Origin of the sequence: Limnoglobus roseus (assembly GCF_008254045.1) — a bacterium.
GTDB classification, from domain to species: domain Bacteria; phylum Planctomycetota; class Planctomycetia; order Gemmatales; family Gemmataceae; genus Limnoglobus; species Limnoglobus roseus.
In genome coordinates, this window is the sequence record NZ_CP042425.1 from 6,461,750 (window position 1) to 6,485,406 (window position 23,657).

General features: G+C 65.4%; 8 protein-coding genes. 2 read left to right on the top strand and 6 right to left on the bottom strand.

Annotation, left to right across the window (positions count from 1 at the left end; all coding sequences use genetic code 11):
* Positions 1-389: 389 nt before the first annotated feature.
* The 5 genes from PX52LOC_RS27370 to PX52LOC_RS27390 form a co-directional block, all read right to left on the bottom strand.
* Positions 390-2,984, bottom strand: a complete 2,595-nt coding sequence (locus PX52LOC_RS27370) for a hypothetical protein (protein ID WP_149113072.1) — start codon at positions 2,982-2,984, stop codon at positions 390-392.
* 66 nt (positions 2,985-3,050) lie between these two features.
* Positions 3,051-3,332 carry a hypothetical protein gene (locus PX52LOC_RS27375; RefSeq protein ID WP_149113073.1) on the bottom strand — a complete coding sequence of 94 codons (282 nt, stop codon included), beginning with the start codon at positions 3,330-3,332 and terminating at the stop codon, positions 3,051-3,053.
* 302 nt (positions 3,333-3,634) lie between these two features.
* The gene (locus PX52LOC_RS27380; protein WP_168219234.1) at positions 3,635-5,137 is read right to left on the bottom strand and encodes an ankyrin repeat domain-containing protein; all 1,503 of its coding nucleotides are present in this window, start codon (positions 5,135-5,137) and stop codon (positions 3,635-3,637) included.
* A 135-nt stretch (positions 5,138-5,272) separates the two neighbouring features.
* Complete coding sequence (locus PX52LOC_RS27385) at positions 5,273-6,217, bottom strand: DUF6999 family protein (protein WP_149113075.1); 945 nt, start codon at positions 6,215-6,217, stop codon at positions 5,273-5,275.
* A gap of 35 nt (positions 6,218-6,252) precedes the next feature.
* A complete protein-coding gene (locus PX52LOC_RS27390) occupies positions 6,253-8,088 on the bottom strand; it encodes a 3-oxoacyl-[acyl-carrier-protein] synthase III C-terminal domain-containing protein (protein ID WP_218575171.1) in 1,836 nt (611 codons plus the stop codon).
* A 711-nt stretch (positions 8,089-8,799) separates the two neighbouring features.
* Here PX52LOC_RS27390 and PX52LOC_RS27395 point away from each other — a divergent pair.
* Positions 8,800-9,072 (top strand): hypothetical protein, encoded by a 273-nt coding sequence (locus PX52LOC_RS27395; RefSeq protein ID WP_149113077.1) that lies wholly within the window; start codon positions 8,800-8,802, stop codon positions 9,070-9,072.
* Between the two features lie 21 nt (positions 9,073-9,093).
* Here the strand turns inward: PX52LOC_RS27395 and PX52LOC_RS27400 are convergent, their stop codons facing one another.
* Entirely contained in the window at positions 9,094-10,953 is a 1,860-nt protein-coding gene (locus tag PX52LOC_RS27400) for an FG-GAP repeat domain-containing protein (protein ID WP_168219235.1), read from the bottom strand.
* 1,262 nt (positions 10,954-12,215) lie between these two features.
* Between PX52LOC_RS27400 and PX52LOC_RS27405 the strand changes: the two genes are divergently transcribed.
* A complete protein-coding gene (locus PX52LOC_RS27405) occupies positions 12,216-23,642 on the top strand; it encodes a beta strand repeat-containing protein (protein ID WP_149113079.1) in 11,427 nt (3,808 codons plus the stop codon).
* Positions 23,643-23,657: the final 15 nt, after the last annotated feature.

Sequence of the window (23,657 nt, forward strand, 5' to 3'; positions counted from 1 at the left end):
ACGCCTATTTCCCCCCGCACATCTCACCTTCCATGGTTCCCCGATCACCTCACCGTCATGGACAAGATCGAACAGGCCGTCCTTCGGGGCGGATTGTTCGCTATGGCCAGGCCTCGCGGGGCGTGCAGGACCACGGTCAGCGAGTGCGCGTGTGTGTGGGTCCTCCTGTACGGCCATCCTTGAACCGCGGAGGGCGTAGGTGCGATGGGCGATTTGGCGATGGATGCGCTGGTTTCATCCCGGTCGTAGTTCGGGCACGGCCTAACTGAATGGAGAAAGGATTCAGCTTCTACGGACGGACCGTGTCTATGCCATCTCAGCAATGATACGGCACCTCCGGGTGTGAAGTGAATGCCCCCCATCGCTCGGGAAGGTCGGTGTGACGGCTGTCACTCTTTATTCTGCTTGTCACTCTGGGCGGCTTCCTTCTCTTCGCGTTCCAGATCCGCGAAGGTCTTGATGCTGATCAGCTCTTGGCCCGCGATAGCCCGCACCCCGTCCCGCGTGACGACGCCGTACGTCGTCACGTCTCCAGGACCGACCTCCGCCTGAACGATCAGGACGCGCGGCGACCGCTCCCGGCCCCCGTCCCGCGTCAGCCCGGCCACGGCCGGCAACTTCAAGTCGGCCAGCTTCCCCATGCCGTCCAGGTGGAAGACCGCCCGGCCCGCCCGAACGTCGGCGACGTTGGCGGCACGGCCGAGTGGGGGAATGTCCGGGAGGTAGGCCGGTGCCCACGAAGACAGGTTGAGAATTTCTCGCTCCCGCCCCGTGGCGCGGCGGTAGTTGCCGGCGAAGCGGTCGAAGGCGGTTCGCAACGCGCCCAACCGCGTGTCGGCGTCCTTGTACAGCGGGTGACACCGCGGCAAGCCGACGACCAGTTCCGCGAGCTTTTCGGCCGCGGCGTCGCAGGCACGCTCCGCCGCTTCGGCCCGACGAACGGCCGGGTCGGTGAGGAAATCCGGGATCGACGTGCCGGTCCATCCGTCCTTGACCTTCCGCCGCAGGTTGCCGGCCTCGATCGCGAACGTCGCGCCGGTCGGCGTCGGGTCGTCCAGTGCCGCCCGCAGGATGCGGAGGCAAAACGGGTGCGCGAACCAGGCTCCGGCGTCGCTGCCGTCCGCCCGCTCGTGCAGGACGCGGTCGGCGACCGCGCGGTGCAGCGGGTGCTTCGCTTCGGCCAGGGCGGTCAGGGCGGCGTCGGCCTCGGGGGTGGCGGCACCGACGAAGTACCCGACGATGCCCCGGAGTTCGACCGTGCCGGGCTGGTCGTCGGCGTTCGTCTGCGGCTGGTCGTTGGCGGGCAGGCGGACGAGGCCGCGGTGGAAGTCGGCGGCGAACCGCCGGAACGGCTGCGGGTCGCCGAGGCCGTGGGCGGCGTAGGCCCACTTCCGCCGCATGCGGCCGGCGGCGGCCGCGCTTCGCCGGGCGAGCTCGGCGGCGACCCGCTTGTCGCCCAGTGCAACGAGCGGCGACAGGTAGGCGTCTTCCAGGTGTCGCCGGTGGTAGTCGTGCAGGCCATCGACCGGCTTGGCGTCGTGCGCCTTCAGGTCTGCGTCCATCGCGGCCAGGATCGCCTCGGCCGCGGTCGGGGTCTTGAACTTTGCGACGGCCGGGTTGACCCCGGTGCGCTCCCGGCCCGCGCGGTCGGTGAACACGGTGGTGGCGAAGGTCCGGTCGTCGCCCAAGCTGGCGAGGTTGTCGGCCGCCTCCCGCTTGGCCTCGAAGCTCGTTTTCGGGTCGGTCAGCACCTTCATCATCCGCTCGTCGAACGGCCAGGCGCCGTACTCCTTCCAGTACGCCCGCAACCGGGCTGCGGTCGCCTTCGCCGTGTCCTCGCCGCGGGCGGTGAAGTTGTCGCCGGTGGCGACCGGCTCGAACACGCGGACGCGGAGGATCGACATGACGACCACCAGTTCCGCCTCACGGACGCCGAGGACGGTCCGGCTACGGGCGAAGTCCCACCAGAAGTGGACCGACCGCGTGAGCCGCTCATCCTTTTCGATGGCGTCGATCAGAGCCGGGACGGCAGCGTCGCCGAGCCGGATCAGCTCCCGGACGCGGCGGTCGGCGGCGAGATCCACGCCGCCGGGCTGCCCCCACTGGCGGGCGTCCACCTCGTCGAGGGCGTCGATCAGGTGAGCCACTTTTCGCCCCGCGTCCCACTTGTCGAACCCGTCCGGCCGCTGCTCCGGCGGCGGCTTCCCGAACGACCCCTTTTGCCGGCGGCGCTTCAACTCCGCCACCACCGCTCCGGCCTGCTGGAAATCCTCGGCCTTCGACTCCTCGGGGTAGAGTTTGAGCAGCCGCTCGCCGTGGGCCAGGGCCTCGTCGTCGGCCCGCACCATGTAGGCGTGGACCAGGCCGGCGAACGCCGACCAGGCGAGTTCGGCCCGCAACTGCTTGCGGGCGTCGCCCTCCCCGGTGCGGGGGTCACGGGCCGCCTTGCGGGCGGCGGCCAACGCGGGGGCGGCCAGCCCGTCGTGGCCGTGCCGGTGGAGCCACGCCGCCTGGGCGAGGTCGTCTCCGTCGAGGCCGCCGACCGCGACCCGCTTCATGCGGCTGAAGACCTCGTCGCGGTTCAGGTCGTCCGGGTCGCCCTTCTTCGGCTCCGGCGGCCCGGCGTGCGGCGCGTACCGCGTCCGGCACGCGGCTACGAAATCGACCTTCTTCATCTTCCCGGCGGCCGGGGCCGGGACGGACGCGCCGTCGGTGAAGTGAACGCGGTCCGGTTGGCCGCCCTTACCGGGAACCAGCCACCCGTCGGCCGTGCCCTCGCCGGCGGTCCCCCAAGCGGTGCGGACGACGACCGGGACGTTCACCCTCTCGGCCCCCCTGGGGTCGAACAGGAACTCCGTCATCAGCCCGTCGAGGAACTTCGCGTCCTCGGTGGCGAGGGCCGGTTCCTTATCAGCCATCACCCGGCCGGCGAACGAGGTAGCGAGCGCGGCAGCGAGGACGAAATACAGATGACGAGTTCGCATGATTGCTCCATCGTGCGGGGCGGACGGCGGACCGGGACTGCACTTTCGTCGTCCCGCGGGCAATTCCTACCAGAACCGCCACCATGGCTTGCGGACCGGGCGCTCAACTTCGTGTGATACGGCTCGGCCGGCGCGGATGGACGCCTTGACGTCGGCCGGCAGCCGGGGGTCGTTCGGGTCGAGCAGCGACTCGTCGAACGGCAACTCCCGCCACAACTGACCATCGGGGTTGATCCACTGGTACACGCCCTCGATCTCGCGACCCCCGAGCAGGCCGAGCAACTCGCCGACGCGATCGTCCGGCCGGTCCAGTCGGCCTTGAACGACGAGCGGGTCGCCCGGCAACACGGCCAGCTTGCCCCAGGCGATCTCAACGCAGACCTCACCGACGGCGGGAGCGGCACTCCAACCGGCGGAAGTGAACCGTTGGGCGATTGCCTCCGGAGGCAGAGACGTGCGCAGTAGCCCTTAGAAGTTGCACCCCTCCGGCATTTGGTCGGGAAGGTCCACGTCGCAGTCTCCTTCTTCCCTGGAACCAGGCAACCCGGCACGGACGTAAGGCAGCGGGGCCGCGGGCCGTTACCTGGCTGCTTACAGCAATTCCACGATCGCGAGTGGCGTCGCTCCCGGGCAAGTGCAAGCGGGGCGAATCAATCGAATTCTTCCTTCAAGCGATCGGTAAGCAGGTTCATCCGCGCTTCCCACGGTTCAACCTGCTTGGTGTACGGGTTCTCCTTGGCACCATGTCGACGCAGGAGGTTCGCCATCCGTCGCGTCCGGGCCAGGTCCGGCATGTAGGTGGCGACGCCCCTTTTAACGTCCCGGTTCGGGTCTGCGCCGTTGTGCAGTAGCAATTCCGCCAGCGACGTGTCGAGCATCGTCACCGCGTAGAACAGCGTGCTGCCGGCGTTCGCATCCGCTCCCCCCGCCAGCGCCATGTCGAGCAGGTCGCGAAACTCCTCGAATACCGCACGCTCGAACTCGGCGTGCCGACGCCAGACCGCCAGCTTATCGTCATCGGCCGGGGAGCCGTCCGTGAGGTGAAAGGCCATGACGCTCGAACAGGCCATCATGTCCGGCCATTCGCCTTCCCCGTCCTCCGGCTTCTCGCCGCGACCGAGGCGGACCTCTCTTCCGTGTCGCCGCTCGGCCTCGTTCCGGATTTCGTGTCCGATGTCGTCAAGTAACTCGTCGGGGAAAACGGTCTCGCGGACGGCATTCGGGTTGTTTCGCAGTTCCCGCCTCGCCCAGTCGAACATCCGCAACCGCACCGCATGATTCAGCGTCGGAGGAGCACTGAACCGAATCAGAACCTCGGCCACGTCGGTCGAACAGTAGGAACAAGTCATCGGCGTTTTGCCCACGGCGTTCGTAGCGTCCGCGCCGTGCTCACACAGTAGTAGGGCGACCTTGGCCGGCCCGTCAGATCGGCACGACGCGCGGCCGGCGAAATGCAGCGCGGTTTCGCCTTGGGCGTTCCGGTGATTCGGGTCCGCGCCAAACTCCAACAAGGCTTTGGCCGCCTCCACCTCGCCCAATTCCGCGGCCAGCATGAGTGGCGTACACCCCTCGTACTCCTCGCCGGAATAACAGTACTCGTCAGACTCGTCGCGAGGGAGCGGGTCCGTGGCGATGCTGGGATGCTGCCGCACCAGCTCGCAGAGGCGTGCTGTTTCGCTACGGGCGATGAGCGACCACAGCCCCAGCGACTCGGCCGGCGGCTGTTCCTGTGGCGGTTGGCGGGCGTACTCTTCGCGCTCCGACTTATAACGTTCCGTCTGCTCCCGCACCAGATCGCAGACTGTGCGGTCCACGGCCATCGGTCCCGTGTTGCGTCCCCAGAACTCCGGCCCGCAGCGGAAATCGCCCGTGGTTCCGAAACTCTGCGGGAGTGGCCCCTTCTCGGCGACGAGGTCAAGAACGCTCCGGTCCAGGGCGTCCTGCGTCACCCAGTACCACCCGCCACTTATGAAATTCGATGGGCCCACTGCGAAGGGAGGAACGTACTCGACGTTGACGTTGCAGATAATGCCCTGCGTGGGGTGATCTTCAACGCCGAGGATGATGAGAATGTCGCTCGCTTCGGGCGTCTCATTGCGGTATCGCCAGTGTTGGGCAACCCGATATCGCGTTTTGGAAAACCCGTCTGTCATCGACTGTCTCCCGATCGACACTGTCATTCCCCGAACGAAGCTAACCGACTCGAAAGCACTCGCCAACACATGCTAACCCACCCGTGCGCTCGGCGGTGACAAATTCCAATCGGGTCTACTCGCATTCGCTGAAGATCAAGTGTCGGTTCCCGCGGGAGTTGCTTGTGGCGGTCGATCCTGCTTCAGCGCGTCGCGGGCTCGCTCGTGCGCCCGCTTCTGCCGCACGAGGAAGGCGTGCAGGAATTCCGCCGCCAAGCCGTGCAGCATCAGCCGGTGCGCCGCGCCCAGCGTCGAACTCGGTACGATCGGGTGCTTGTTGTTCACCAGCCCGAGGTATCGGTGGTCGTTCAGCAGCGTTGTCGCGTACAGGGCGATGGTCTCGTCGAGCTGGAGGGAGTTGCACGCCCGCCAGAAGTCGCTGTCGGTCAGGAGCAGTTGGTACATCGGCGTGTAGATCTCAATGGCCGACTCGAGGTCGATGCGGTTGATCCAGCCGCACGGCATGTCCTCGATCGGGAAGTCGCCGTCGGTGATGCAGCCGAAGTCGAGCTCGCCCTTCGGCTGAAGTTCCAGCCCCTGTTCGTTGAGTTGCCGGTTGATCTCGATGATGAAGTTGAAGATGTTCAGGTCGTGCTGGAGGAAGACGTTCTTCGTCAGGTCGTGGAGCGTCTGCGGCCGCAAGCCGACGAACTCCATCCGCACCCCCTTCGCGTTGGCGGCGATGAACTGGAGCAGTTCGGTGCCGATGTGGAAGTGCCGCATTATGAGATAGTTGGCGTACGGCGACACGAACCACTTTAACCCCCAGTGGATCGAGTGGTGCAGCAGCCGTGTCGATGTCAGGAACCGCGGCATCACCGTCTTCAGCAGCTTGAAGGCGCAGATGGTCAGCCGGCAGAACGGCCGCACGACGGGCAGGAACCACTGCCGCGAGGTGGATGACACGTCGATCAGGAAGTTCGCCTTCGCGACCGCGTGCAGTGGCACGCTCGTGTCCAGGTACAGGGCCAGCCGCGGGTTCGGGTCGAGCGGATTGTGCTTGATCCGGTTCAGCTTTTCGGTGGCGTCGGTGGGCGGCATCGTTAGAAGTTCCCGATCTCTTCGAGTTGCAGCACCTACAGGCGGGCGACCACCTTGGCCGCCGTCACGATCTCCTCCACTAACTGTTCGGTGAGGATGCCCGACTGCACCGCGGCGTCGAGCCGCTCGAAGTGGACGTCGTCGCTGGCCGAGTGGTACGCCAGGAACGACACCTGCTCCGGGGCGAGGTGCAGTTGCTCTCGGATGCGGGCCGCCCACCGGGCGGCCACCCGCCGGCCCAGCCCCTCGATGATGAACATCGCGCCGATCAGGTCGAACGGGTTCTCCCGGCTCGCACGGCCCAAAACGTATTCCGACAGGGCGGTGCTGCCGATGTTCTTCCGGCCGCGGCGGATGTCCTCCACGTTCCCGCCGACGGAGGCGTAGTCCCGCTCGATCATCTCGAAGTCGCGGTGTTCGTCCCGCGAGTGGCCGATAAACGCGGACCGGAGCGGGAAGTGCTCGCGGGTGATGTTCGACGCCACCCGCGAGATCCACCGCGAACCGTCGATCACCTGTTGCCGCAGGTTGAACAGCAAGTCACGGTAGTCTTGCAGGGTCAGCCGGCCGTCGTACATCTTCGCCACGATCGGTACCCGGTTCAGCCGCGTCTCGAACGCCGTCCACACGCCGGCGAGTTGCCGCACCAGCGACTCCTCAAGCGGCGACCCCGTCGTCTTGATGTCCGGCGGCTCGGACACGCTCGGCGGGACCGCGGCCGGGCGGGAATCGGCAGCATCGCCCCCGACGACGCGGAGGACAACGTACCCAAATAGGAAGCGACCGCTTTCGGGCACGATGCAGACGATCCGCTGGCCGGGCCGCAACTCGCCGCTGCGGAACAGGTCGCCGAGCATGAGCGGGAACGAGGCCGAGCCGACGTTGCCGGACGTGTACAGGTTGGTGAAGACCCGGTCCGGCGGGATCGTCAGCCCCCCGCGGGCGAACAGCTCGTTCGCCTGCTCGCGGAACAGGTGGGACGAGTAGTGCGTCACCCACCAATCGACCGCCTTCGGGTCGAGCTTCCCTTCTTCGATCAACTCGAACACGCCGTTCACGCACACGCGCACCACGTCGGGGAGCAGTTCAACGGTCTGGTGCAGGTTGATTGCGCCGGCGGCGGACGCGGTTGCGTAATCCGGGTGGTCGAGCCAGCCGACCGGCGGCGCCGCCAACACTTGATCGCGGTGGCCCACGAACATGCACGGGGGAAACTGGCCGGCGTACGACTTGATGGTGATCGATTCCACCTCAAGCGCCAGGCCCGGCCCCGGGCTGGACTCGATGAGCAGCGCCCCTGCCCCGTCGGAAAGCATCCACCGCAGGAACTCCGTTTCGAACGGCAGTCGCTTGCCGTCGCCATAGCCCTGTGCCTGGAACCGCGACGCCTTCAGGAGCCGGCTCGCGAATTCGCTCGCGACGCACACTGCGTTGGCCGCCTCGCCGGCACCGACGGCGAGCGTCGCGTGTCGGAGGGCGACGACGCTGGACGCGCAGACCCCGTGGAGGGTGGCGATCTCGCACGGCGGAAGGCCGAGTTCTCCGTGAACCATGCTCGCGAAGCCGGGCAACGGGAGGTCGCCTTGGGACGTGGCCGCGACCAACAGCCGCACGTCCTTCAAGTCGAGCCGGCTGTTGGCGAGTGCGTCGCGGACGGCGTTCGCCGCCATCTGGGCGTTGGTGTGGGTTGTCCGCTGTTGGTCGTCAATCGCGTAATACCGCCCGACGATTTTGTTCTGCCGGAGAACGCGGTCCCGCAGCCCGGACGGCTTCGGACCGATCTGCCCCAACCGGGCCTCCATCCGTTCGTTCGTGACCCGCTCGCCCGGGAGAAACTGTCCGGTCGCCGTGATGAAACAGGGATGTCGCACGGGTATGCCCTTAAGGAGGCGGATCGGAAGCACAAGTGAGCCGGGGTCGCTCGTCATCGTCAGCCCGCCCCCCCCGACGCCACAGACTACAATGCCGAGTCGCTCGCGCGAACCTTCTTCAGCCCCTGCGGCGCGGTACGCCGACCAACCCGTTGACTATTGCGGCCGGTTTCGGCAGCCTAAACCGTGGCGACAATTAGGATCCTTCCTTCTCAACTCACGTAACCTAGGGTCCTCGCTTCCCGTCATTTTTACGCGACCCGCCGGTGGGACCGCTTTTTTTGTGCATCCCATAAACGCAATCTACCTTTGCCGCCGACGGAAAGTGATCCTCCCGGAGGGTTCGGGTGCTACACCGGTCAGTGTGCTGGCGTAGCTCCAGAAGAACTTGGAGGCCCCTCGGCTTCATACTCGCTGAGGGCGTGATCGAGTGACCGGAGCAGACCGGCCGTTCCAGCCAATCTACCCGAACTTCCCGGTCCCGGTCATGGCGATGACCGAGGCCGACTTGTTCTTCCGCGCGATCACCACTACTGGACGCAAAAACTCCCGGATCTCGACACCGAGGGGCGGCCGGAACTTGAAGACGAACCGAAGTACGGCGTCATCCGGCTCGACAGCCGCGAGGACTTCGAGGGCGTCTTCACGCTTCTCGCCAAGTCGAAGTCCCCGTTCTTGCCGCAGGACCGGGAGGACGTGAGGTGGTTCGTCATGCAATACCGCGACGGCATCAAGCGGCTCCTCCCCGACCAGATCCCGTGCAAAGAGAACTTGGGCATCCTCGGGGCCGAACTGCTGCGGAACACGTCCGACACCGCGGCCGTCCTGCGCGGGCACGTGAAGACCGCGACCGACGTGCTACGGATTGCCGTCGCGATGAGAGGGGCGACGTGTCGCTCGCCGACGTCTGCAAGTTCCGTCGCTCCGAGCGGGCTATCTTTCTCGGCTGGGTGGAGTAGTGTCCTTTCAAGAACCCATCTTTGAAGCAATCGTGCGGGTGGAGTGTCATCCAACGTAGATGCCGTCGGCGATCGGCGTGTCGCCAAACGGCTCGGTGTAGTAACCCGCTTGCAGGCCGTTGCCCGGCGTTCCGTTCGCGGCCGTGTACACCCGAATGGCCGCTGGCAGTTGCTCGCCGCTGCCGACGACCAGATCCAACCGCCCGTCCCGGTCCACGTCCCTCACTGCCGGCCGCACGCCGCCGCGCTGAGCCGCGTCGAAGGCGAAAAAGTTCGCCCACGGGCTGGCCACCGCCGCAACCGGGTTCTGGGTGAGCGTCGCCCCGTCGAGGACCGTGATTCGCGGGCCGCCGCCGGGACCGCCGCCGAAGATCACCTCCGCTTTGCCGTCGCCGTTCAGGTCACCGGCCGCGATGTAGATGCCATTGCGGAGGCCGGCGAGGTCGGGGCCGCTGAAGGCGAAGAAGTCGTTCACGAATTTCTTCGGCGTCCCCGTCGCGACCGTCGAGCCGTCGAAGATTGCTACGCGGGGGCCGCCACCGAACCCGGCCCCGACGATCAGGTCGGCCGCCCCGTCGCCGTTGATATCCTCTGCCGCCACACGGGCTCCACCGCGGAACTGCATGTCGTCAATGCCGAAAAAGTTGGCTATCACCTTCGGCTCACCGGTCGCGAAACTGAAGACCACCACGCGACCGCCACCCCCTTGGTCCGGGGTGACAACCACGTCGGCATGCCCGTCTCGGTCCACGTCCGCCGCTGTCACGAACAGGCCGCCGGTGTAACTCGATTCGAATGCCGAGAACGTGCCGCCCACCGGGGCACCGGTCTGGCCGTCGATGACTCGGACCTGCGACCCCGCCCCGGGGCCGGCCGCGAAGACAAGGTCGGGGTTGCCGTCACCGGTCACGTCCGCGATGGCCGACCGGACGGCGCTGGCCGTCTCGCCGAACGGGGAGTAAACGGCCCCCACCGGGACGAGTTGGTTGGCCGCGTTCTGACGGAACAGTTGCACCGACCCGCCCGGTTGACTCAGGGCGACCAAGTCGCTGGTGACGGTCGTCCAACCGGCTGGCGCGGCCGACGTAATGGGCGCCGTGGCCGTCGGTGGGCTAGTTGCCGTTTCGCTGGCGGTCCACCCGATGTCTTGGAGGACGGCGTAATCGATGTTCGTGAATCCGTACCGTTTGCCGGAAACGATTCGCGGCTGAAGGGACGCTTCGGCCCCGTGATCCTGCGTGCCCTGGACCAGGTGCGAGTGGTCGGTGGACAGGCGCAGCGGGTCGCCGCCGTTAGCGGCCGTGGCGTTTGCTCCGGTGAACGTGTTCCCGGACACGAGGTTGAAGTACTGGGGGGCCGTGCCGATGCCGAGGAGGTGGCCGAGTTCGTGCGTTGCGACCGTGTAAAAATCGGTCTGGCCCCGCGCCGGGGCGTTCGCCGAGAAGTTCCAGTTCAAGTCGAGGTCGAACGCGATCGACCCGCCCCACAGGGAGAAGCCGGCCGCGCCGCGGGTCTTGACGAGATTCAGCCAGTCCGAGTCGCCGCCGGCCTTGTACCCGCCGAATCCGCCCTCGCCGGCCTCCGCAGCGTCCAGGTTGTACGCCCCGACGTAGACGACGATCGTGTCGGCCGGGACGGTCGGGTTTTTGATCTCGGTCTGTTCTCCGGACGACGGGTTGTTGAGCAGCAGGCTCCACGTGTTGCCGCCGGCCGGGGCGATGGCGGCGAAGTCGGTGTCGAGGCGAGAAACAAGCTCGGCCCCGGCCTGTTCGAGGGCCGTGCGACGAGAAGCGTCGGCGAAAAAACCGTTGGCGTCGAGCGAGTAATCGAACTGTAAGCTAACCGCCGGGACGAGGCGATTGTCCAGAGATTCGACGGCGAGAACGGAGCGCGAGCGGCGACGCATGGCAGTGCTACGGGGGTGTTGTTCTTCCAAGTGGCAGTCCTGCCGACGATTCATTCCGTTACCCCAGGCGCGCAGATTCCCGGCCGTGGCAGGGCCACGGAAGGACCGACGCAGCAATCCGAACTGGGGAAATTCGCCCGAACCCGGCCTCACGCCAGGAAGGGACGGATGGGTCAACTATTTGAAGATCAAACGATGGCGGACGAGGGGACCGCTAGATACGAGTAATCCGTTCGACTGTAGCACTCAATCCCATCGCATTTTTTCCTTCTCATCGATTGTTCCGGTTCCGCGATATCCGCCTGCCAGTGGAGACAAAAGTTGACGGGTTGGAGCAAAAGTTTGACTGTTACTAAAATCATCCGGTCGACATTGTTCCTGTACATCACCAATAGAACCGCTGTCGGATCTGTGCTGATTATCGTTGCGATGGGGAAGATTTTTGCCCTCCCTATCGCGTCAATTGAATTGCGATCAGTAGCGAGAAAAACTATTGATAATACAAGTGTTATTTCGATTGTCGCTTTTGACTTGCTTGAGTTGATACCTGACATTTTAGCATGATCAAGCCCTCCTTCCCGGGACGCAAAAAGGAATGCCACAACAGCCCGATGGTCACTAATGAGAGGCAAGTAGCAGCGAGATTTATATTATTGATTAATTGTAATTGCTTATAATCGTCCTGTTTATTGTTAAGAACCGTTAGCAGGCTTCGTATCGCTGAAGAGTAACTCTGAGACGGAATCTATTTTTTTGCTCAAGACCAGTTGTTCATCAACTTCGATCGGCTAGCATAGGCATTGCATTCTACTTCCCTCGCCTAATTTATTTCGTTGGTCGGAATGCACCCTGAGTTGATTTTATAATTTTAAGATTATTTTATCGCCTTGCCTCGCCGATTTTTCCCCCGACGACCAGACGGCTTTTTATACCGACGAGTAAGAAGGTACCCGAATCTCTCGGTTTTGTCTCTTTCCTACCGATGTGCATCTTCATGATGACACTTCATTCCGTTTCGTTGAAATTTTCATTGCTAGCCACCTAGTCTGAGCCGTGATGAAAGTGAATAGATAGGCTAGTGGCGCAAATATTTTCCTTGACGAAAATTCCAGCGATCATGCGGATATGTCCGCAATTTGAAAATTCGACAAATATACAGTCTCTCAATCATTTGCCATTAAGAGGCTGGTGGTTCTTCGTGTTTGTCCCCCAACTTTCGCTTTCATTTTTGTGACGGCGATTCAACAATCTGGAGGTCCTCAATGAACTTCTTCCGCTGGCTTCGCACTGCCACCACTGGGCTCCAAAACCTGTTCCCGTCGTGGTTGCAAGGTAAGCGGGCGAAGAAGGCATGGCGGGCTTCCCGATCGTCCTCAAGCAAGTGGCAGTCGCGGTTCTTCAGCTTGGAAATGCGGGAGCGGCTGGCCGCTATTTTGGGCATGGGCCACGGGATCGGTAGCCTGACCGGGGGCGGCAACCGCGCCAGGCTCTCGATACTCGGCCTTGAGGATCGGGTTACCCCGGCGGCGCCGACCCTTCTCGTAAACCCGACCACCCAGACTTTCACCGAGGACGCGCCGGCGAAGCTCATCGCGTCGGCGTCCACGATTGTTGATGCCGACGACGACGTGGTGCTTTTGCAGGCCCAGATCACCGGAAATTTCGTACCGACAGAAGACGTACTGAGCATGGACTCGGTGCCGGGTTTGTCGGCAAGTTTTAATGCCGCCACGGGACAGCTGACAATCGCGACGCCCGGGGGCACTCCCGCTTCGGACGAGTTGTTTACGCAGGGTCTACAAGCGATCCGTTACGTCAACACTAACACCGGGAACCCGTCCGGTGCCACGCGGACCGTCCAGTTCTCCGTAACGGATACCACCCTCAACGACGGCGACGCGACGTCGGTGACCTCCTCTCAATCGTTACAGGTCCAGCCGCTCAACGATGCGCCGACAGTTGCGGCTCCCGCAAGTCTCTTGAAGGTCGCGGTGAACAAAACCTTACCGGTCGCCGGCTTGTCCGTGGCGGACGTCGATGCGGCCGGTGGGGCCATTACCGTCTCCTTGGGTGTAACGGCCGGAACCCTGACTGTCCGCAATGACGTGGTCGGTGGGTTGGCCGCCGGCGACATCGCCACCAACAACACGGCCTCGGTCACGCTCACGGGGACGCTCACCTCGATCAACGCCACACTGTCGGCGGCCAATGGCGTGACGTTCACGCACAGCGCCGTCGCGCCTACCGTCACCCTCACCATCGGGGCGAACGACGGCGGCAACACGGGCGACGGCGGTGCCTTGTCAGCCGTACCCGCGACCCTCACGATCAACGTCCTGGGTCAGCCGACGACCGTTTACGTCGATCCCGCCTTCGCGAGCATGACCCAGGGCACGGACCCCGCCGGCCCGGCCGTTGGCATCGGGTACGACGCCTTCGCCGCGATTCAAGACGCCATCGGTGCGGTGGCAACCGGCGGGACGGTAAACGTCGCAGCGGGCACGTACAACGAAGACGTCATCGCGAACGTGGACGGCCTGAAGCTTCTGGGCGCGGGACCCAACCTGTCGGTCATCAGTGGGCCGATCGGCGGCGTGAGCACGACCGTGGGAATCTCGGCCAGCAACGTCGAGGTGGCCGGGTTCACGATCACCCGCGCGGGGAACAACACGACGGATTGGAACAATCCCAATTTGAACTCAGCCGGTATCGCGATCCAGGGCCAGGCGCTCACCGGGGCGTTGATCCACGACAACCTGATCACGGGCATGCGGACCGGGATCGACATCAACAATAGCAACGGCCACACCGTCCGCGACAACGTCATCACGAACAACCACACGGGGTTCATCCTCCGCAACCAGACCGACAACTTGGTCGTGACCGAGAACGCGATCACTGCTAACCGCACTGTGGGCGTCCTGTTCTTGGACGGCAGTGGCGGCACGAACTCCCCGCTCCAACAGTCGGCGAACAGCCGATTCTTCAACAACGACATCAGCGGCAACTGGTACGGCCAAGTCGTCGATCGCCAGACCGGCGGCAGCATCCCCGCGGCCGGCACCAACGTCAAAGATTTCAGCGGCAACTGGTTCGGAACGGGTTCGCCGATCATCACCACGGCGAACAGTGCGGAATCTGGTTATGCCGCCTTGATCCCGACGGTGTTCGGGGGAACGGCCACGGCCCCCGGCGGTCAACCGGACGTTGCCGGGCCGGCGTCGGCGAACTTCGACCTCGCCCCGTGGCTCAACAGTGGCACGGACACCAGTGCGGCGTACGGCTTCCAGGGGAACTTCGCCAGCCAGACGATCACCACCATTGGGACACAGGCCGGGACGGCGGGCCGCCTCCAAGAGGGGATTGACATCGCCTCGGCTTCCCCCCGAACACTGATCGTCCGCGGTGGAGCGTACGTCGGTGGAGCCGACGCCACGGCGGCCGGTCGCGACGTTACGCTTGACACGGTCGGGGCAACGGGGACGCCGGGCACCGGCGTCGTCGATTTGACCGGGAACCTCGCCCTGAACGCCGGGGACACCCTTCGGGTTCAACTCAACGGCCTGACCGCCGGGACCGGGTACGACCAGATTAACGTGACCGGCACGGCGAACATCACCGCCGCGACTCTCACCGTCGCCCGCGGGTTCACCCCGACGCCCGGGGCGGTGTTCACGATCCTGACGGCGACCGGCGGGGTCAGCGGCACGTTCGCCGGGTACGCAGAAGGGGCGACGATTACCCTGAGCGATCTGCCGTTCACGATCCACTATGCGGCGAACGCGGTGACGCTCAGTTTGGTCCGCCCGACGCAGGTGTGGGTCAACGACAACTTTACCGAGGAGGCGGACACGTCCGGCGGCGGGGCCGGGCTTCAGGCCGGGGACACCGTCGGCGGGGACGGGGTGACGGGCAAGATCTTCGGGTACAACGCATTCGCCAGTGTGCAAGCCGGTGTCGACGCCGCGGCCGCGTCTGGGACTGTCACCATCTTGGCCGGGACGTACGTCGAAGACGTAACCATCACTACGCCGAACCTGACGCTCCGCGGCGACGGGACGACGGCGGTGTACGCCCCAACGGGGGTCGTCGGCCCGGCGGCGGTCCTCAAGGGGGCCAAGAACGGCAGTGCGACCACGCTCACGATCCAGGCCAACGGCGTTGTCGTCGATGGCCTCACGATCACCCGCGACGGGAATACGGCCGCTGACTGGAACGACGCGAGCGGTGCCCTGAACGCCTACGGCGTTCTGTTCTACACGTCGCTGACCGATGCCACCCTCCGCAACAGCCTCGTCACCGGCAACCGCAACGGCGTTTACACCGAGAGTGCTTCGGGCATCAAGATCCTCAACAACACGATCGACAACAACCGGACCGGCATCCAGGTCGTCAACAGCCTGACGAACCTGCGGATCGAGCAGAACTTCATCACCAACAACTGGACCCTCGGCATCCTGTTCCGAACGGAGACGAGCAGCACCCCGCTGTCGGTTTCGGTCCGCAACAACGCCATCACCGGCAACTGGTACGGCGGCATCGTCAACCGGTCGGACACCACGAGCGTGATCGACGTGTCCGGCAACTGGTTCGGGACGAACGCCCCGACCACCTCCACCACGAACACGACCGAGGAAGGGTACGCCACCCAGGTTCCGGCGATCTTCCCGGGTGGCACCAAGACTAACCCCGGTGGCACTCCCGATATCGTGGACGTCGGCGGCCTCACGCACCTCGACTTCTCCCCGTGGCTGAACATCGGCACCGACACCGATACCGCGACCTACGGCTTCCAGGGGAACTTCTCGGACCTCACCGTGACCCCGGACGGCGCGCAAGCGGGGACCGATAGCCGCATCACGGAAGCAGTCGGCCTGCTCACGGGCACGAACCCCCGGTTGCTGGTGAACGCGGGCACCTACGCCGGCAGCGCCACCATCGACAAGACGCTGAGACTGGAATCAACCGCCGGGACGATCGCCATCGATAGCCTGACTGTCGGCAACGCGACCACGCCGACTTCGATCACGCTGCTCAGCTCGATTACCGCATCCGCCACCGCGGGCAACGTCTCGCTCACCGGAACCGGGACGAGTGTGAGCGGGGCAACCTTCGCGCTCAGCCTCGCGGCCACCGGCAGCGTCACGGCAGACGCGGCCGTCACGGCAGCGAGCCTTTCCCTGACGGGCGGGAACGTCGGCGGGACCGGCGCGATCACCACGACCGGCGGCGTGACGGTCACCAGCACGGGGACGGGCACGCTGTCCGGCGTGATCGCCGGGGCCAACAGCCCGTTCGTCAAGACGGGGGCGGGCACGCTCACCCTCACCGGGGCGAACACCTACACAGGTGCCACCACGGTCAACAGCGGCCGGCTGAACGTCAACGGTTCGGTCACGAGCAATGTGACCGTGAACGCCAGCGGTACGCTCGGCAGCAGCGGCGGGACGATCACCGGAGATGTGACCGGTGCGGGCAAGGTCGCCCCCGGCAACAGCGTCGGCACAATGACGATCACCGGCAACTTTACGCCCACGGGTACGGTCGAGTTCGAGGTCGATACCGCGGCCAGCTACGACGTCCTCAACGTCAACGGCCTGGTGAACCTGAGCGGAGCCACGCTCACCCTCCTTGATCCGGACACCGGGACCCCGATCGTGGCCGCCGCCCTCCCGGGCCTGTTCACACTGATTCATAACGACCTCGCAGATGCGACCACGGCCAGCACCAGTTCGCCGAACGTCGAAGGGGCCGTCGTCACGATCAACGGCACGAACTTCCGACTCTTCTACAACGGCGGCGACGGCAACGACGTGGTGCTGGTGAACGCCGCCGCGCCGGCGACCGTGTACGTCGACGCCGCCCTCGCAGGGACGAACGGCGGCAGCGTGGTCGACATCGACCCCACCACCGCCGGAACGCAGCCGGGCATCTTCGGCGTGAACGCCTTCGCGACGATTTCGGAGGCCGTCAACGCGGTCGCGGCCGGTGGCACCGTGATCGTCCGCGCGGGCACTTACGCTAACGCCGCGGCGGTCACCATTAACAAGTCGATCAGCTTGCTCGCAGACGCCGGTGTCGCCGTGTCGGCCCCGGGCAGCAACAACGTGTTCGTCGTGGCCGCCACGAACGTCACCATCAGCGGGTTCGCCATTCAGGTAGACCAGCGGACGCCGTCCGGGCAACGGGGCAACCCGTTCGCGGCCATCTACGGCAACACGTTCGACGGTTTAAAGCTGCTCAACAACACCTTCACCGCCGTCGTCACCGAGGCACGGGCCGTCTACCTGAGCGATACCGTTCTCACCCAGGGGGTCACGATCCAGGGCAACACGTTCACGGCCGACATCTCGACGACTGCGAACTTCTACTACCGGACGGTCGAACTGCTCGGCCTCCAGCGGGCGCTAGTCGGCGGGCCGACCGCGGCCGAAGGGAATACCTTCAACTACGGTCGGGCGAGCGATCTGCACCTGAACTTCCTGTCGGCGGGGACAAACGTGCTCGTCCAGAACAACCGGTTCAATGAGGGCGGCGTCAACGTCACCGAGCCGAACGGCACCGGGTCGATCACCATCTCCCAGAACGCCTTCGCTCAGGGGGCGAACGCGACGCAGTCGTTGTTCCTGAACCACCTGTACAACGGCCACACGGTGACGGTTTCCGACAACACGTTCGTGACCCGGACCGTGAGCGTCGTCCTCGCCGATTCGACGAACGTGAACCTGACCGGGAACACCTTCTCGGTCGCGACCGGCCTGACGACGGCGTACGCCCACTTCATCTCTGACACCCAGATTCGGGCCGGGGATCAGTTCGGCACGTTCGTCCCGGTATCGTTCGCCCTGCAGGGCAACACGTTCAACGGGAGCGCGACCGCGACCGGCACGGCCGTCTCCTTCTACAACGGCAACAGCAACGGGGTGACCAACACCTCCCCCGCCAGCGCCCCGACCTACGGCAGCGTGACCCTCGGCGGTACGGGGGCGGCCGCGAACACGTTCTCCGGGCCGTTTGCGTCGTTCATCCAGTTGAATAGCGGCTTGAATCCGTACTGGGGGCCGACGGGGGCACCGACCGGCGGGGCCGTCATCGGGCCGGTCGTCGCCAACTTCAACTCCTCGGAAAACCTCTTCGATGTGACCGGCACCGCCAAGCGGCCGGCGGCGATGAGCCTCGCCGAACTGTTCGGCCTGGAAGACAAGATCGTCCACAAGGTGGACGTGGGCACGCTCGGGTTCGTCACGGTCGTGCCGAACAACGTGTACGTTACCCCGGCGAGCGGTAGTATCCAACGTGGGGTGGACGCGGCGTCGGCCGGGTTCACCGTCAACGTGGCGCCCGGGGCGTTCACCGAGAACGTGGTCGTCAACAAGTCGGTAACCCTGCTCGGGGCCCAAACCGGGGTCGATGCCCGCACGCGGCCGGGGACCGGCGAAACGGTGGTCGTGACCAACGGCAACCAGAACTCCGTCTTCGCCGTGACTGCGAACGCGGTCACAATCGACGGGTTCACGATCGACGGGGACGATCCGAGCCTCGCCGGGAGTGCGACGTTCAGCGGTGCGGATTCGAACACGGCCTACGGGGTCACGAACCGGGCACCCGGGGCCGTTCAGATCAGCGGCCTGCACGTGACGAACAACGTCATCCGGAACGTCGGCGTCGGCGTGCGGTTGGACGGGGTGACGGGTGTCTCCGCGGGGAGCACGATCAGCCAGAACTGGTTCCACGACATCGGCAACTACGACTTCGGGTACGCCGTCTCGCTGCGGACCAACTGCTACGCCGACGTCACTGACAACCTGATGACCAAGGTGTGGACCGGCGTTCACACGAACAACTTCAACGGCGCCGGTGGGCCGGGCTCGTGGACGGTGTCTGGCAACGAGGTGCACAGTTACGCCGGCGGGCTCCTGTACTGGCTCCAGTACAACGGGGCGACCGGCCTGACCGTCGACAATAACCAGTTCTCGGCCGAGGTCGGGGCCGTCGCGGACAACTTCGGCGTGCTCGTGGTATCGATCCAGGACGCCGTCAACCCGACCTTCACCCGCAATACGATCACCGGCACGGCGTACGGCATCGGCCTGTTCAACGTCCCCACGTCCAACACCATCACTCTCGGGGCGACCAACGCGATCACCGGCACGACGACCGCCGGCGTGCTGCTCACGAACAACTTGAACTTCAACCCGGTCGGGACGACCAACTTCCTGGCCGGCGGACCCGGTGCGGCGTCGACGGTCATCCTCGACGGCCTGCCCGTTACCACTGCGGCGGGCGACGGCGTCCTGGTCAACGCGACCGGCGGCACCGCGACCCGGCTCGTCGTGCGCGGGGCCGTTATCCGCGACTCCGGCACGAGTGATTCCGGCATCGAGACGGTCGGTGCGTTGGCGGCGGTCAACGTGCTGAACGCCCAGATTAACGGGTTCGACAACGGCGTGAACGTCCCCGTGGGGACGGCGGAAGTTCACGGCAGCGACCTGTCCGGAAACGCCGTTGCGGTCAGGAACGCTTCCGGCAACACCGTTGCCGCCACCGGCAACTGGTGGGGCGTGGCGACGCAGTCCGGGATCGTCGCGCTGATTGTCAACGCGGGTGCGGGCAGTGCCACCACCTACAACCCTTGGCTCGGCGCAGGCGACGCAAGTCCGAGCACGACCGGGTTCCAGGCGGACTACGGCACGCTCACTGCGATCCCGACGGACGAAGAGCATGCCACCAGCGATGCGGGGTACACACAGCCGATCTCGACTGTCGGCACGGTCACGGTCTTGACCGGCAACACCTCGCCGGCCGTCGGCACGCCGTACACGCTGACATCGGGGGCAACGGTCACACTGAACGCGGACGGCACTTTCACCTACGACCCGAACAGCGCGTTCGAATCCCTCGCCGTCGGGGAAACCGCGACCGACAGCTTCACTTATCGCTTCACCGACGCCAACGGGGTCGCGCAAGACGCGACCATCACCCTGAGTATCCTCGGGACGAACGACGCGCCGACCATCGCCGTCGATAGCCCCGTCGTGACCGTGAACGAAGGCACGACGGCCACGAACACCGGGACGTTCGGTGACGCGGACAGCACGGACGTCGTGACCCTCACCGCGTCCATCGGTACGGTGATCGACAACGGCGACGGCACGTGGAGTTGGTCGTACCTGGCGACGGACGACATCAGCGGCCTCGTCGTGACGATCACTGCTACGGACGACAGCGGGGAAGCGAACAACACGGCGTCCGTCACGTTCGTGCTGAACGCGACCAACGTCGCGCCGATCGTGCAGTCGCCGCTGACGCTGAGCGCGACCACGATCGGCGAGGGGGGGGCGGTCACGGTCAGCGGCACGGTGACGGACGCGGGCACGGCGGACACGCAGACGGTGACCATCATCTGGGGCGACGGGACGCCGAACACCGTCCTGCCGGTCGCCAGCCTCACCCTGGTTTCGCCCGGAACGTACACCTTCTCGGCCACGCACACGTACGCCGACGACCCGGCCGGGACGCCGGACCAGTACACGATCTCTGTCACGTCTGTGGACAACGACGGGGCGACGAGCACCGCGGTCACGGCGGCGGTCACGGTGAACAACGTGGCCCCGGCGGTGGCGATCGCCCAGGGGGCATCTTCGTCCGGACTGGAGGGTACGGCGGTCACGTTCACCGGGTTGTTCACCGACCCGGGGGCCGGCGAGGACGTCAACTTCACCTATACCTGGACGGTGACGAGCACGAACGGTCAGGGCGTCCCGAACGGTACCGGTACGGTCACGACGTACACCGTCGGCGGCACCGCGGTCCCGGCGTTCACGTTCACCCCGGCCGACGACGGCACGTACACGATCTCCCTTACCGTCACCGACAAGGACGGCGGCACTAGTGTCGCCGCCACGCACACCCTCACGGTGACCAACGTCGCCCCGACGCTGTCGATCGTTACCTCCGGCGTGACCAGTTACACCGAAGGTGACACGGCCGGTGTTCTTCTGCTCGCTTCCGCATCGATTACTGATGTCGGGCTCAACGACACGATCACCATCGCCACCGTCACACTCAGCACATCGTTCGTGGCCGGGGATCAGTTGGGGATCAACCTCGGCAGCGGGTTCGCCACCGCGGGCACGCTTCCGAGCGGCGTCACCTTCGCTTACGACGGTGCCGGCAGTTTGACCTTGAGCGGGGCCGCCTCCCGCGCCCAGTACGCGCAAGACCTGGCGCTCGTCCGCTACCGCTCCACCAGTGCCGTCCCAACGGGGGATGGAAGCCTGGTCAATCGGACCGTGACGTTCACGGTGAGCGACAACGGGCCGACGCCGAACGCCAGCACTTCGGTGTCTCGCATCCTCACAGTTATCGCCATCAACCAAGCTCCGGTCATCACGATCCCGGCGGCGATTCAGTTCGTGAACGAGGACTCTACCGGCGGGGCGCTCGTCTTTTCCACGGCTAACGGGAACGCCATTTCCGTCGTCGATGTTGACGCCGGTTCGAACAGCGTTCTCGTCGTACTGTCCGTGACCAATAGCACCCTGACGCTCGGTTCCCTGACCGGACTGACGTTCGACCTGGGCGACGGAACGGCCGACGCCAATATGGTGTTCCGCGGGACGATCGCCCAGGTCAACGCGGCTCTGGCCGGCCTTACGTTCGCGCCGAACGCCAACTACAACGGCCTCGCCTCCCTGGCGATTACCGTGAACGACGAGGGCAATTTCGGTTCCGACGGGCCGAAGTCCGACAGCAAGTCGGTACCGATCGTGGTCAACCCGGTGCCCGACGCGCCGGTCGCTAACCCGGACGCTGGGGCGGTGTCCGAGGACGGCACCCTCACCGCGACCGGGAACGTGTTGACCAATGACACCGACGCCGATGGCGATGCCCTGACGGTCACAGCCGGTAACTTCGCGGGCACCTACGGTAGCCTGACCCTCACCGCGAACGGTTCTTGGTTGTACGCCCTGAACAACTCCAGCCCGGCCGTGCAAGCCCTCAAGGCCGGTCAGACGGTGACCGACGTCTTCACCTACGTCGTCGACGACGGGCAAGGCGGCACCGGGACTGGCACGTTGACCATCACCGTCACGGGTGCCAACGACGCCCCGACCGCGACCAACGACGCCCCGACCGTTCTGGAAGACGGGTCGGTCACGGTCAACGTCTTGACGAACGACCTCGATGCGGACGGAGACCCGCTGACGGTGGTGGCCGTGGGTACGGCCCAGAACGGCACGGTGACGTTCACCGGGACCACGGTGACGTACACCCCGAACGCGAACTACAACGGACCGGATTCGTTCACGTACACGATCAGCGACGGCCAGGGCGGGACGGCGACCGCGACCGTCAACGTGACCGTCACGCCGGTGAACGACGCCCCGGTGGCCGTTGGCGATAGCGCTACGGTGTCCCAAGATGGCGGCGCAGTGACGATCAACGTGCTGTCGAACGACAGCGACCCGGAAGGCCAGGCGTTGACGATCACGGGCGTGTCGCAGCCGGCGAACGGGACGGTAACGATTTCCGGATCGGGCGTGGCGTACACACCGAACGGCACCTTTGTCGGGGTCGACACGTTCACGTACACGGTCAGTGACGGCAACGGCGGCACCGCGACCGCGACCGTCGCGGTCACCGTCACTGAAACCATCGAAGTTCTGCCACCGGTGCCACCGTCGGCCTTGCTCGGCGACACTCAGTACTCGGTCGGGGCCGGCGCGGGCGGTGCCCCGGTGGTGCAGACCTACGACCAACTTTCCAAGACCCCGACCTCGACGATCACCGCCTACGACGCCACCTTCACCGGCGGCGTTCGAACGGCGTCGGGCGATGTGAACGGGGACGGGGTAGCGGACACCATCACGATTACCGGCCCGGGGACGGCCGTGAACCTCAAGGTGTTCGACGGGGTGACCGGCAAGGTGATCCTGAACACCTTCCCGTTCGAGACGAGTTTCACCGGCGGCGGGTATGTGGCCGTCGGCGACTTCAACCGGGACGGCAAGGCGGACATCGTTGTTTCGGCCGACGAGGGTGGCGGCCCGCGGGTCCGAATCTTCGATGGCTTGACGGGCAACACGCTCACCGACTTCTTCGGCATCGACGACCCGAATTTCCGCGGCGGGGCCCGGGTTGCCGTGGCGGACATGAACGGCGACGGGTGGGTGGACCTCTTGGTCGGGGCCGGGTTCGGCGGCGGCCCGCGAGTGGCCGGGTACAGCGGGAAGACGATCGTCGGCAACGCCACCCCCGATCGGTTGTTCGGCGACTTCTTCGCCTACGAACTGACGCTCCGCAACGGCGTCTTCCTGACGGCCGGGGACATCAACGGGGACGGCCTAGCCGACCTCATCGTCGGGGGCGGGCCGGGCGGCGGGCCGCGGGTGCGAATCTTCTCGGGGGCCGTGTTGACCGGCCCGAGTGCAACGAACCTGCCGGACTCGGCCCAGATCGCCAACTTCTTTGCGGGGGACACGAGCAACCGCGGCGGCGTCCGGTTGGCGGTGAAGGACCTGGACAACGACAACTTCGCCGACCTCGTGACCGGTACGGGTGACGGGGCCGGGAGCCTGGTCCAGATCGCTCTGGGCAAGGACATCCTGGCGGCCCCGAGCGACCCACTGTTCGCGTCCGAGTTCGACGCCTTTTCGCCGCTGGCCGGTGGGATTTACGTCGGCTAACTTTTCAAGGGCTAT